The sequence below is a fragment of the Clostridium zeae genome, from assembly GCF_017312485.1.
Lineage (GTDB): Bacteria > Bacillota > Clostridia > Clostridiales > Clostridiaceae > Clostridium_AR > Clostridium_AR zeae.
In genome coordinates this window covers 24,292-38,406 of the sequence record NZ_BMBA01000009.1, presented here as the reverse complement: position 1 = coordinate 38,406, position 14,115 = coordinate 24,292, and the positions used below count along the sequence as shown (strand labels likewise).

Here is a 14,115-nt window from a genome sequence, read left to right as displayed (position 1 = left end):
ATATATTTCTCTAAGCTAATGCTACTTTTTAACTTTAGGTATCCTAATTATTAAATTTCCTTTATTGAATTCTACAAATTCATTATCTTCTCTATACTTGTCATCATATAACAATTTTTCATCCCTATTTTCGTTACTTTCCTCTATTCTATTATTTTGTTTATTAAAAGCTTGAACTTCCGAGTCTGCTTTAACATTAAAGACACTTCTTATATTATCGAATACACCTTTCATGTTTAACATTCCATACCCCCATTGAGGGTTAGGATACACATCTCCTTCTCTTTTGGTAGCTCCTCTATATAAATAAGTTTTTATATTAGCAGCATACATAGTAGGATCATTCTTCTCAACGACACCCCATTGTAGAAGTAAAGCACAGCATCCAGCGGTAACCGCCCCTGCTACACTTGATCCAGAGACAGTAACGGTTCCTCCTCCAACATCAGTAGTTAGTGCGTTTACACCACCTGCAGCGATATCAGGTTTTACTCTATTATCTCTCGTATAACCTCTACCAGATTCTCCTACAGTTGCATTATTATTTTGGTTATAATAAGCTACCGATATTACTCTTCTTGATGTAGAAGGAATTGTAAGTGTAGTATATTGATTGCCACTTAAAAACTTTGTATCAGGAGCTAATAAGTCTCTTTGAAGAAGATACGCATCATATCTACCATTAACTACAAGATCTCCATTCAATTTAAACTGCCATATTCCTTCTCTTATATCTTGTGCCCTAATTACAATTCTTTCATCTCCTGTAGTATTTTCTGGTATAGAATACTCAACCGTCATCTTAGTTCTCTCATACACAAAATTTATTTCACTAGTTTGTTTTAGCTTAGGTGGTATTCGTTGAATAATTTCACCCGAAGGTGATACAATTGACAGCGAAAACTTATCTGGTTTACCTATCCAAATCTCAAACTGAATATTTCTTTGATCTCTTCCAATTCTTAATTCAATAATACTGCTATCCCCTGTCTTAGCTAAAGTTCCAGTTGTATGTGTATCTGCTTCAGCTTGATTACCAACAGTGGTTAGCACAATAATCCCTCTCACTTTTGCCACTTCATCAATATATCTTTCTATAGTTGCATTCCCATCATGTGATCCTAAATTCGTGCCAAGTGGCAAATATATTACCATAGGCCTTCTAAGACTTATTGCTACATTATATAAATACTTTACAGCTAATAGCACATCAACATTACCATACCTGCCAGGAGCCTGACCATATGCAAAAAAGTAATCTAAGGAACCTTGAGGTGCTTCTTTAACCTTTACAACAGCTAATGTAGCCCCAGGTGCTGCACCAACAACTGCTGGATTCTTACCTCTTGCAGCTGCAAGTCCCGCCATGTGAGTACCATGTCCTATTTCATCCTTAGAAGGAACTATTGCATATGGATCACTTCCAGCTCTTTTAGCTTTTATTGCACTATTTATTTGTTGTTCTGTATATTCCGTACCGAAAGGGAATCCTATTGGTATACCATTTGGTGTTTGTATAGTTTCATCCCATATCCTCAATATCCTTGTAGTATCATCTTCTTTTATAAATTCATCATTTAGATAGTCTATTCCACTGTCTATAATACCAATAATTACTCCTTCTCCATTTAACGGAAGATAGACATTATTGTGAAACAGAGTAGCATCGGCCGCTTCTACTGGTGAGATTGCAGATAATGTAAATATCCTCCCTGTATCTATATTTATTACTTCTGGCACATCCTTTACAATAGTATTTATTTTATCTATTGGTCCTACGAGCACAGCATTGTATTCATCCAAAATCAGTACATCAACATCACCATACTTCTTGATGGCATTTTTTATGTCACCTTGATACTCTATTGCAAAATACCTATAGTTAGGATTTAAAAACAAATTACCATCCGGTCCTGCTATAGCATTACTTACACCTGTTGAACTACCACCTTGTTGATTACTCTGCAACTGACTAACGCCTTGGCTCATGCCAGGTGTTACTTGTAAACTTCCAGTCTGCTGATTTCCTACTGATCCAGTTGCACCTATAACATTTTTCTCTGTATTTTGTCCAATTGCTCCTTGCTGAATACCAGACTGCTGCCCTTCAAAGGTTAGGCCAGTGCTCCCTGTAATATTTGAAGTACTTATTTGACTTCCAGTATTCACCCCAGTTGAAGTTTGATTTTTTTGTCTTTTTTCACTATCTCTCATATAACCTCTCCCTTCGTGCGACGCTCTTAGTAAAGTTAAAGCATCATATGCACATATAGTGCCATATCCCCAACTAGGATTAGGATAAGCAACATCTGTTCTTTCTCTTTTAGCTGATCTCATAATGTAATATTTCAATCTATCTCCAAATAGAAAAGGGTCATTTCCATTTACAATGCCCCATTGAAGTAACAATGCACATATACCAGCCACATGAGGCGATGCCATAGATGTTCCTGTCTTAGAATCAAAACCTCCTCCCTCTACTGGAGCCAATATACCTTCCCCAGGAGCAGAGATATCAGGTTTATTAAACGATACATTTAGTAGTCTTCCCCTACCTGAAAAAGGAGATAAATTGTTAGTTTTGTAGTCATAGCTGCCTACTGATATAGCAGCCTCTACAGTAGCAGGTATTCCTAAGGTGTTAAATACATTAGGTTGTAAAAACCTAGTGCTAGGATTTAAGGCCTCAGTTATAGGTAACCATATGTCGTAAAGCCCTCTATACTGATTTAAAGTTTTTAATGTTATAGTCCATTCACCTGCACTTAAAGTTTCCCCTACAGGTACAAGACTTATAGTTATTTCCCCTGCAATGTCAAATGGTCTAGGGCCTGTATTATATATCAGACACCTATTGCCACCAACTGTTGTCTCCTTATATCCTTCACTTAAAATTATTTCACCAGTTCTTATACCAGATGGAGTGGTTAAAACAAGGGATAAATTACTAAGAAGGGGCTTATATAATTGTAATGTCAATGTTGGTTCTCCCTCTGAAACAGAAAGAGATATATTTATCTGCTCTCTAAGTTCTCCACCTACATGATGAGCTGCTTCTCCTTCATTCCCTGCTGCTATAACTACAGCTATTCTTTCTAAAGTACAAACTGTCTGTATATACTGTTCAAATAAACTAGTACCATTATGTGCACCATCATTTGTGCTTAAGCTAATATTTATAACTAAAGGTTTTTTCAGCTCATTTGCTCGATCAATTAAAAATCTTATTCCTCTCATTATTTGGGTACTCAAAGCATAGTTAGCAAATCCATACCTAGTTGTTTTTACCATAGCTATAGAACACTCATATGCCACCCCGTAGTATTGTCTATTTATATTTCCTCCAGCACAGGCTATACCAGCGACATGGGTTCCATGACCTATTGGATCTGTGACATCAACTACAGCTAGTGGATTACTTGAGCGCAGAGCTTGATTTATCATATTTCTATCATATACTTTTCCTTGCGCTGTAAGATCATATATATAATCTATTCTAGTAGTTCCATCCTGATTTCTAAATGCTGGATGAGTATAATCTATACCTGTGTCTATAAAACCTACTAACACCCCTGCTCCAGTAACATTATATTCACTATATACTTGTGGAACACATGCCGCTCTATTACTATTCACATCCGAGGTGAACAAAACCTTTGGCAATTCGGCGTATTGAACACCTTCTAATTCAGAAATCCTATTAATATCCACAGCTTTAATTGTTACTATCCCAAAGCCAAACCCTAGATTTTCAAGCTTTCCTCCGATTTTATCCACAGATTGCACAACTTTATCCACATTATCCCCAAATAATACAACAACCTCTATACTACCTTGGTTTATCTTTTCATTCTCCGATATCTTTGATAGTTTTCCTATTAACTCATTTGGTACATTAGCTAATAGATTGAGTGTTGCGTCAACTTTACCGCTATCTATAGTAAATTCCTCCTAAAAATATCTCCATATACTAAGTTATTCAAAAAATAATAGAGTAATGCTCTGCATTACTCTATTACTTAAGAAAAATTCGTTCATATTTTATAAAACTATTTCAAGTTTGTCTAATTTTCCTATTAACTTTATGTCTTTAACATTAGCAGTCTCAGTTTTCACTGAGCCTTTATTACTTATCAAAAGAACCTTTGAACTATCTAATTTCTTAACTTGTCTTATAATCCTACTATCATTAAGCTCTATCAAGCATATAGAATTATTCTCAATATCCTTAATACTATGACAAAAAGCTATATCTCCTTCAGTTATTCTAAAACCTGCCATATCATCATTTTCGATTTTTAGATAAAACACCTTATCTACACTATGACCCTCAATCTTATTTGAGTGAAGCACCATTTCCTTGTAGCCATATGTCTTAGTCATAGAATAATCGTAAATAGGAACATTCTTTAAAACTGAACCAAAGGCTTGATTCCAAACCTCATCTGTTTCACCTTTAGGAGCTACTTCAGATTTCTTAGGTTCGTAAACCTTTTTTACAGTTTCTCTTTCTTTCTTCAAATCTTCATCTGTTACAACCATGTTGACATCATTTAGATCTGTATTAAGTACCTTTGCAATCTTTTCTATAAGAGCTTCATTAAGTATTTTTTTACCCATCTCAACTTCATTTATAAACTTTTCTGCGACTCCTAGCTTTTTAGCTAATGTTTTTTGAGTAATACCAGCATTAATTCTAGACTGCTTTATCTTATCTCCTACCCTACTCAATTAAACTCTTCCTTTCTGCTTTTTATACCATTCTCGCTCTTCGATTAGGTGCTCAATTAAGTAACTAAAAGTCCATTCACTAGAGGTTGGCGTAACCACCGCTAATATAGACTCCTTCACTATCGCTCTAACTACTTTTATATATTGCTGTAATTCTTTATCTTCAAAATTGTTAAATATCAGAACCTTCTCTTGCGGCAAGGCTTTGTCTACAGTTTCAAACTTTAAGCCTGAAATTAAGTCTTTAATTTTCATATCAACCATCTCAGTAGTTATCACTATTATCTTATTGTTCGTAAGCTCCAACTGCTTTAATTCTTCTTTTTCTAAGCCATAGGCTAAAATACATTTTTGGTTTTCTAACATTTTAGCTCACCTCCAGTTTAAACTGATATCAACTGTTGTTATAGTGTTTCTGGTTCTCCAAGGTCATCTGCACCTTCAACAGTCACTTTTTCCATAACTTGATCTTCATATGGTTTATCGCTGTAGTCTGTTTTTGTTGCCACAATGCCATCAACTACATCAAGTCCCTCTGTTACTTTACCGAAAGCTGCATATTGGCCATTTAAGTGCGGAGCATCAGCTACCATTATAAAAAATTGACTTCCAGCCGAATCAGGATGACCAGATCTAGCCATTGAAAGAACTCCCTTTGTATGTTTCAAATCATTGTTGAAACCATTAGCTGCAAATTCGCCTTTTATTGAATATCCAGGACCTCCAATACCAATACCTTGTGGATCTCCTCCTTGTATAACAAATCCTGGGATCACTCTATGAAAAATCACTCCATCATAGAATCCTTTTTTAATAAGAGATACAAAGTTTTTAACAGTATTAGGTGCAACCTCTGGATATAACTCTGCTTTTATTACACCGCCCTGTGCCATTTTTATAGTAACTATTGGATTCATAAATAATTCTCCTTTCAAAATACGGAAATATAATCTATAGTATTGACATTATTTCCTTGTTAAATTCTACATAGGTAAATTATATAATATTTTGTACTGTAATATCAATAATTCTATAATGTACCACTTCATAATAAACTTTATATTTTAAAATCATAATTTTACTTTTTACTGTTTTGAAATAAAAAGCATCTGAAAGCACTGAAATATATAGGTTTAATAGTCATAAAAATTATATACTGGCCTTTACAGTAAAAAAGTAATGGAGCATATTTAAGTTATCCCCCTTAAACATGCTCCATTACTCACGCAATATTTTAAAAAATAGTATATTCAATTTTACGATTAATTAAATGTTGTTCCTCTAACAACTCTTGAATAATCCTTAAAATTTGACAAGTTTTTAACATTGATATGCGAAATAATAAAGTCTCTTCCATTCTTGTTTATTAAATCTGTAAATAAACAACATAAAAATGTGGTTGGAATTCTTTCAAATCCTTCAAAATCTAACTCAATGTCTTGACCTATATTCTCTTGAATAAACTCTCTTAGCAGTATAGCATCCTCAACAACAAAACTTTCCCCTAAAAACTCTCTAACATTAACTTTCATATGACACACCCCTTGATATATATTGATAAGAATTTGTATTCTTTTTTTATAATTTTCAGATAATTCATCCTCTATATATAATATATCAAGAACTAATTATTTTGTCAATAATTTAACAAAGTATTTTTTATTGTTTAGAATCTATAATTAAAGTATATTTTTAAATAATTATACCAATAGACTTAGGACATAATATTAAGTTAAAGAAGAAAAAAAGAATAATATATCGCCTGTAAGATTCTTCACATACGTTCAGAAAAGGCAGATACTCAAAAAAATCCACCAAAGAAGATTGCTTTAGCGAATTTTTTCTATTATTTCAAGAGTTCATAACTAAGTTCAATCACCTTGTTTTCCTGAAGTGAGTTATATATAGTTATCTCTCCTTTTCTACCTTTATCCCTCAATATACCTCCCTTTCCAAGTCTTCTTCTAAGCTCCTTAGCGGTACCTTCACTTCCATCAATTAATAAAGCTTTATCACCAAGCACCTTAGATATAGCATTTTTCACAAAAGGATAGTGTGTGCACCCTAAAACAACAGCAGATATAGTGTCTTTATCTATATCTATAAACTTCTCACTTAAGAAGCTTATTAATTCTTCTCCGTCAGTAATTCCAGACTCTATAAGCTCCACAAGTCCAGCACAAGGAAGTGGAATTATTTCAGCTTCTTGCGCATACTTCTCCATCAAAGTTTTAAATTTTTTCTCAACAAGGGTCATCGGTGTGGCCATAATTATTATTTTACCATTGTTGCTTAACTCTACTGCCGGCTTCAGTGCAGGTTCAATCCCTATTATAGGAATATGTTTATAATGAGCTCTAAGATCTTCTATAGCTGCTGAAGTTGCTGTATTGCAGGCTATTACTATAGCTTTAACTCCCTTACTTATTAAAAACTCCACAGCATCAAATGTAAGTTTCTTAACTTCATCAACAGTCTTTGTTCCATATGGAGCATTTATAGAATCTCCAAAATATATGTAATCTTCCCAAGGCATATACTCAATAGCCTTTTTCATTACGCTCAATCCACCTACTCCAGAATCAAAAAAGCCTATTGGTTTAATACTTTCATTATTACTCATACTCATCACTCCAACCTATAGTTTCTAAAATTATTTTATTACTTTACAACTAATAAATCTATATATAGTCACAACTTTAATTACTAATTCATACATGTCTACATTCTTTAATTATTGATGGATTAAGCTTCATAATCAAAATTTCATATTCTCTCTACAATAAAAAAAGTTCTCACAATATTAAGCAAATGTGAGAACTCTTTTCTAATTTATATTCAAATAAATATATAATCTTATATTATACGTTGAATAATAATTCACCGTAAGTTGGTAAAGGCCATACATCCTTATCAACTAAAGTTTCTAGTGTATCAGCAACAGCTCTTACAGCTTGCATTTTTTCGAACACATCAAATTTGTAGAAGTGAGCAACAGCATAAGCATCCCCGTCTAAAGCTTGCGCCTTTTCTACTGAAGCTTCTAACTCACCAATATTTTTCTTTAAAGCTACTGCAAGCTCATCTACTTCAGCTAAAAGTTCACTTTGAACTCCAGCACCTACTCCAGCTGCTTTAACAAGGCTTATTGATTGAGCTAAACTTGTTTCAAACTTAATAACTGCAGGTAGTATTTGACGTTTAGCAATTTCAAGAGTTGTTTCTGCTTCTATATTTATAGTCTTAGCATAGTTTTCAAGATTGACATCGTAACGAGCATGCATTTCTAGCTTGCTTAATACACCATGTTTCTCCATCAATACTACATTCTTTTCTGATATATATGCCTTTGTTGCTTCAACTGTTGTCTTTATATTTGCAAGACCTCTCTTCTCAGCTTCAACAACCCATTCATCAGAATAGCCATTTCCATTGAATATTATCTTGTTGTGTTCCTTAACAGTTTCAGTTAATAAAGTCTTTACTTCAGCAGCTAAATCTGCAGCTTTTTCAAGTCTATCAGCAAATTCAGAGATAACTTCTGCAACTATTGTATTTAATACAGTATTGCAATCAGCTATGTTTCCTGAAGAAGGAACCATTCTAAACTCGAACTTATTACCAGTGAAGGCAAATGGAGATGTTCTATTTCTGTCTGTTGGATCTTTAACTAATTTAGGCAGAGTTGAAACTCCTAAATCTAATTCACCAGCATCAATTGATGAAGTAACTTCACCTTTTTCTATTTGTTCAATTAAATCTTGTAATTGATCTCCTAAGAATATTGATATTATAGCTGGTGGCGCTTCATTTGCACCTAAACGATGGTCATTACCAGGGTTAGCAGCAGAAGCTCTTAGTAAATCTGAATATTCGTCAACAGCCTTAATAACTGCTGTTAAGAATAATAAAAATTGAGTATTCTTGTGTGGAGTAGCTGTTGGCTCAAGAAGATTTTGTCCATCATCAGTACTCATTGACCAGTTATTGTGCTTACCAGAACCATTAACCCCAGCAAATGGTTTTTCATGTAATAAGCATACTAAACCATGTCTTAAAGCAACTTTCTTCATAACATCCATTGTAAGTTGGTTAGTATCTGTTGCAACATTTGTAGTGCTAAATATTGGTGCTAACTCATGTTGAGCTGGAGCAACTTCATTATGCTTAGTCTTTACAGAAACTCCAAGTTCCCATAGCTCCTTATCTAAATCCTTCATGAAATCAGATATTCTTTGTTTTAAAGAACCAAAATAATGATCTTCAAGTTCTTGTCCCTTTGCAGGCTTAGCTCCAAATAAAGTTCTTCCTGTATATATAAGATCTGGACGTTTGTCATATAACTTCTTGTCCACGATAAAGTATTCTTGTTCTGGTCCAACTGTAGTTGTTACCTTAGTTGCTGTAGTATTTCCTAAAACTTTTAGAAGTCTTAAAGCTTCTTTTGATAAAGCTTCCATTGAACGAAGTAATGGAATCTTCTTATCAAGTGCTTCTCCAGTATAAGAAACAAATGCTGTTGGAATATATAAAGTTCCGTCTTTAACAAAAGCAGGAGAAGTTACGTCCCAAGCTGTGTATCCTCTTGCAGCACAAGTAGCTCTGCTTCCACCTGATGGGAATGAAGATGCATCTGGTTCTCCTTTTATTAACTCTTTTCCTGTAAACTCTAATATAACTTTTCCATCCTCAGTTGGACATATAAAAGAGTCATGTTTTTCTGCAGTTATACCTGTTAGTGGTTGGAACCAGTGAGTAAAGTGTGTAGCACCTTTTTCTACCGCCCAATCCTTTAATGCTGAAGCAACAACATCTGCAACAGCTAAATCTACAGATACCCCTTCTGCAGCCGCTTTCTTCAATGCTTTATAAGTTGCTTTAGGAAGACGTTCTTTCATAGTTGCATCATTAAATACATTTACACCGTATAATTCACCAAAATTGCTCATCGTAATAGCCCCTTTCGTATTCAAACCTATTTTACACAAAACGTGCCCATCTTTTAATTTGCTATTCAAAATTATAGCACCCTAAATTGCAGTAAACATCAAAATAAGCCCAATCTACACAAAACAACTATTTTTTTGTAAAATCAACAATTTAATACGTATACTTTTTATATTTTTATAAATTTATAACTTTCCTAAAGTTTTTTTATTGATTCTCTTGATTTTTAACTATCATTTCATTGACACTATAGGTTTCGTTATAATACAATTTTTCTATGATATAAATGTTATTTTATCAATTATTTAGCCTTAGATATTCACTAAAATTTTGAACGAAAGGAAGTGAACCAGTGCTTACTTTTCTATTATTTAAAGTAAGTGCACATAATTATGGCAAAAAATCTTATTTATACTATTCCTACTGATAAACACAATAAAGAGGACTTATTAGCTTTGTTAGATTCCCATCCAGAGATAAAATTTGTATCAATTGTAGGTATTGACTTATCCGGCAATGATACAGACGAAAAAATCCCAGTAAGTCTATTCAAAGATGATATAGAATCATTTTTAAACGGTACTGCTGTTCAAACCGACGGTTCATCAGTTGTTCTACCTGAAATAGCTACATTAAATAATGCTAAAGTTGATATGATCACAGACTTAGATGCAAATTGGTTTGTTGATTATAATTATGAATTCATAGATTCTGAAACTGAAAAGCCAGTTGGAACTTTAAGAATTCCTTGTTTTCTTCATCATGAAGGAGTTGCTGTTGATTCAAGACACATATTAAAATCTGCAGTTGACACTTTTAAAACAACACTATTAGACATATTTGCAAAGAAACCAGAAACACTTAAACCTTTCGGAATAACCTTCAATGATATAGATCAAATTGTAATTACTTCTGCTACTGAACTTGAATTTTGGGTTAAAACCCCTAATGATAAAGTTGAAACAGAAGAGCTTTCAACTTCTCAAATACTACAAGAACAGTATTGGACTAGAACTAAGGGAGTTGTAAGAACAGCCTTAGAACAAAGCTTAATATTAATGGAAAGCTATGGTTTTGAGCCAGAGATGGGTCATAAAGAGGTTGGTGGAGTTAAAGGAAGATTTGATTCTTCAGGAAACTTCAATCATGTAATGGAACAGTTAGAGATAGATTGGAAGTATTCAGATGCTATGCAATCTGCAGATAATGAATTATTCATAAGAAATCTCGTAAAAGAAACCTTTAGAAGAAATGGCCTTGATGTTACTTTCCTTGCAAAACCAATTGAAGGAGTAGCAGGAAGCGGAGAACATACTCATCTTGGAGTTAGCGTTAAACTTAAAGATGGAAAAAGAATCAATCTATTCGCTGCAACTAAAAATGATTTCTTGAGTTCTATAGGTTATGGCGCTATAATGGGCCTTCTTAAAAATTATGAAGTTGTAAATCCTTTTGTTTCTTCAACAGCTGATTCTTTAAGAAGATTAAAACCAGGTTATGAAGCTCCAGTTTGTATAGTTACTTCACTAGGGCACAGTCCTGAGGTCCCATCAAGAAACAGAACTATTTTAGCTGGTCTTGTAAGAGATCCTCATACTCCTTTAGCAACAAGGTTCGAACTTAGAGCGCCAAATCCTCATACTAACACTTATTTAGCACTAAGTACATCTTACTTATCTATGCTAGATGGTATATTGTATGCTTTAGAAAATAATAAAACAGAAGAAGAGTTACTTGCTGAACTTTCCAAAAAAGCAGGTGAAACTACTGATTATCTAGAGAAAGATAGAGCATATAGAGCTGAAGAAGATGTTTTTGAAGATTTCACTCAAGAAGAGAGAGATGAATTCTTCGGAAAAGCACCTGCTACAGTTTACGAGAACTTACTAGCTTTAGATAAATACCCTGAAAAAGTTGAAGCTTTAAAGAGAAACAATGTATTTACAGATAAACTTATAAATAGCTTTAGACTTGGAGTAACCAAGAGATGGACTACAGAAATAACTAGCAGAGTAATTTCTGAATATGCTAGTGAAATAAGAAGCTTTAAATCTCTACACTCACTTGATAAAGCACTAGACTTAGATATATCAAATTGGATGGCTATAAATGACTTAAGACATTATATAATGAAAGATAGCTACACAAATAAAAGTCTATTCACAAAGATTAAAGAAGCTATAGTAGCTGACGATCTTGAAGCTGCATCAAACCTACAAATAGAATTAGACGATAAAATGTCTTTATTAAGATATTTATATAATTCCTATAAGAAAAATTTATTAGATATAGACATTTAGATTAATAATAATTAGAATAAAAAAGAAACCTATAATATTGTTAGGTTTCTTTTTTTACTGTAAATAAAAGCATAAAATCTTCAATCTAGCTAAACCGTTTGATTTCAATGATTTAGCATAACTTTTTAGGTGATACAGTAAAAAAACAAAACTTATCCACCTATAAGTTTCATCATATTCATTTGAAAGGCAGATGCGCAAAAAGCTCACTGAAGAAGTTCACTTCAGACTTTTTTATCTGGTAACTTAAAATTTATTAATTATGTGAATTTTTAATAAAAGTATAGAAGACTCTTTGCTATGTTTGTAGTATAATTGACTATATATCTTAAGATGAGGTGTAGGAAATGAGACTAGTTCCTATTGAATGTGTAAGAGATGGTTGTTATTTAGGTAAAACTTTATTTGATGAAAATGGACGGACTCTTTTAAAAGAAGGAGTTAAATTGTCGACTCCTTTGATTAAAAGGATAAAAGATATACATATTTATTCGCTGTACATAATGGATGAATATAGCGAAAAGGAAATTGATGACATAATAAGGCCTGAGCTAAGACAAAAATCAATATCTTTAGTTAGAGAAACTTTTAATAATGTAGAAAGAATATACTCAAATCTTCACAATTCATCATTGAATAAAAACAAAAAGAATATCCTTCTAAAACAAAAAGAAGAATATTTATCCTCTATTCATGGGCTTGCTGAAGAATTATTAGAAAATATACTTTCCAATAAAAACATAATGATAAATTTGGTTGATATAAAAACTATGGATGCCTATACTTATCAACATTGCGTTAACGTTGCTATATTATCTCTAGTTTTAGGTATTGGTCTTCAGCTTCAAAAACATGAACTACTAGATCTTTGTATAGGTGCCTTGCTTCATGATATCGGAAAAGTCTTTATACCAAAAGAAATACTTTTAAAGGAAGGCCCTTTAAGCTACTCAGAATTCGAGATAATGAAAGATCATCCAAAAAAAGGATATTCTTATCTAAAAACTGTACATAATATATCGTCTTTCTCTAGAATGGTAGTATTACAGCATCATGAAAGAGAAGATGGACTCGGTTACCCTGATGGCAAAAAAAGTTCAAAGATTAATAAGCTTGCTAAAATTGTTGCAGTAGCAGATGTTTACGATGCATTAACTTCTGACAGACCATATAGAAGAGCTCTTTGTCCAAATGAAGCTTTTGAATTTATACTAGGAAATGCTGGTTCTATGTTTGATTATGATATAGTTAAAGCATTTACTAAGATACTAGTACCTTATCCGGAAGGCACTTTAGTAAAACTAAGTAATGGGGATATCTGTGCGGTAGAAAGCACGCCTCCTGACTATCCACTTAGACCTGAAGTTAAAGTTATTAAAAGCTCAAATGAAGCTTCTGTTGGTTCTTTAATAAGTCTAGTTAAGGAATTATCCTTAGTTATATTATCAATTGAATATGAAGTTTAAATAACCTATGTAATTAATAGACCAAAAGGCTTTTTATAATGCACTTATATGTATTATAAAAAGCCTTTTTATTCTTTATGAATTTATAACTCAAATATATCTTTAGGTAATTATGCAAACAAACTTAAGACACAATATAAGTTAAATTTGCATTTAACTGAATTCATTTAATTAATATAACGCTCATTTGATGACACATTTATCAACTATATTTATAACATTATAAGCCTTGAAAAATCCCTATGGTGTAATATTGTTAAGTCATTAATTGTTTAAAGCTATATAGTTATTGCTTAATATTTCAAATGAATAAAAATCTGTGCCTACAAAAGGATTATTGTTTATTATTTCTTCAGCTTCTTGAAAGCTATTTGCTTGAAATATAAAAGTCCCTCCGTTTTTATTATAGGTTCCAGCACATAATAAATATTTTGATAGATTCATCTCTCTATACTTTGCATTGGTATCTTTAATTCTTTTCTTCTCAACATTATCCAACTTATAGTTTATCTTAACAAATATTCCACCATTTTTTTTCATCTAATAAGTCCTCCCTTTTTCATCCTTACCTAATCATATGAGCTTGTACACAATTTTATGCATTAATTCTTCTCGAACATACGTTTGATTATATTGTAGCGAACATGCGTTCATATGTCAATATATTTACT

Annotated in this window: 10 protein-coding genes; 2 read left to right on the top strand and 8 right to left on the bottom strand. The window is 32.7% G+C overall.

Annotated elements, in window-relative coordinates; genetic code table 11:
• Window positions 1-21 precede the first annotated feature (21 nt).
• The 7 genes from J3477_RS22930 to J3477_RS22900 all read right to left on the bottom strand — a co-directional run bounded on the left by J3477_RS22930 (window position 22) and on the right by J3477_RS22900 (window position 9,680).
• Complete coding sequence (locus J3477_RS22930; protein WP_228731352.1) at window positions 22-3,939, bottom strand: S8 family peptidase; 3,918 nt, start codon at window positions 3,937-3,939, stop codon at window positions 22-24.
• A 102-nt stretch (window positions 3,940-4,041) separates the two neighbouring features.
• Entirely contained in the window at window positions 4,042-4,731 is a 690-nt protein-coding gene (locus J3477_RS22925) for an XRE family transcriptional regulator (RefSeq protein ID WP_206872570.1), read from the bottom strand.
• The gene (locus J3477_RS22920; RefSeq protein ID WP_206872569.1) at window positions 4,732-5,097 is read right to left on the bottom strand and encodes a DUF3783 domain-containing protein; all 366 of its coding nucleotides are present in this window, start codon (window positions 5,095-5,097) and stop codon (window positions 4,732-4,734) included.
• 38 nt (window positions 5,098-5,135) lie between these two features.
• Window positions 5,136-5,648: a peptidylprolyl isomerase gene (locus tag J3477_RS22915; protein WP_206872568.1), complete on the bottom strand. Its 513-nt coding sequence runs from the start codon at window positions 5,646-5,648 to the stop codon at window positions 5,136-5,138.
• Between the two features lie 345 nt (window positions 5,649-5,993).
• Window positions 5,994-6,263, bottom strand: a complete 270-nt coding sequence (locus tag J3477_RS22910) for an STAS-like domain-containing protein (protein ID WP_206872567.1) — start codon at window positions 6,261-6,263, stop codon at window positions 5,994-5,996.
• Window positions 6,264-6,577: 314 nt separating this feature from the next.
• Window positions 6,578-7,354 carry a glutamate racemase gene (gene murI, locus J3477_RS22905; RefSeq protein WP_371876615.1) on the bottom strand — a complete coding sequence of 259 codons (777 nt, stop codon included), beginning with the start codon at window positions 7,352-7,354 and terminating at the stop codon, window positions 6,578-6,580.
• A 238-nt stretch (window positions 7,355-7,592) separates the two neighbouring features.
• Entirely contained in the window at window positions 7,593-9,680 is a 2,088-nt protein-coding gene (locus J3477_RS22900; protein ID WP_206872565.1) for a glutamine synthetase III family protein, read from the bottom strand.
• A gap of 390 nt (window positions 9,681-10,070) precedes the next feature.
• Here J3477_RS22900 and J3477_RS22895 point away from each other — a divergent pair, with 390 nt between their 5' ends.
• Together J3477_RS22895 and J3477_RS22890 are read left to right on the top strand one after the other, a co-directional pair.
• Window positions 10,071-11,978 carry a type I glutamate--ammonia ligase gene (locus J3477_RS22895; protein ID WP_206872564.1) on the top strand — a complete coding sequence of 636 codons (1,908 nt, stop codon included), beginning with the start codon at window positions 10,071-10,073 and terminating at the stop codon, window positions 11,976-11,978.
• 347 nt (window positions 11,979-12,325) lie between these two features.
• Window positions 12,326-13,444: an HD-GYP domain-containing protein gene (locus J3477_RS22890; protein WP_206872563.1), complete on the top strand. Its 1,119-nt coding sequence runs from the start codon at window positions 12,326-12,328 to the stop codon at window positions 13,442-13,444.
• Window positions 13,445-13,708: 264 nt separating this feature from the next.
• On the opposite strand, the gene J3477_RS22885 is transcribed toward J3477_RS22890, so the two are convergent.
• A complete protein-coding gene (locus J3477_RS22885; RefSeq protein WP_183279395.1) occupies window positions 13,709-13,984 on the bottom strand; it encodes a YciI family protein in 276 nt (91 codons plus the stop codon).
• Window positions 13,985-14,115 lie beyond the last annotated feature (131 nt).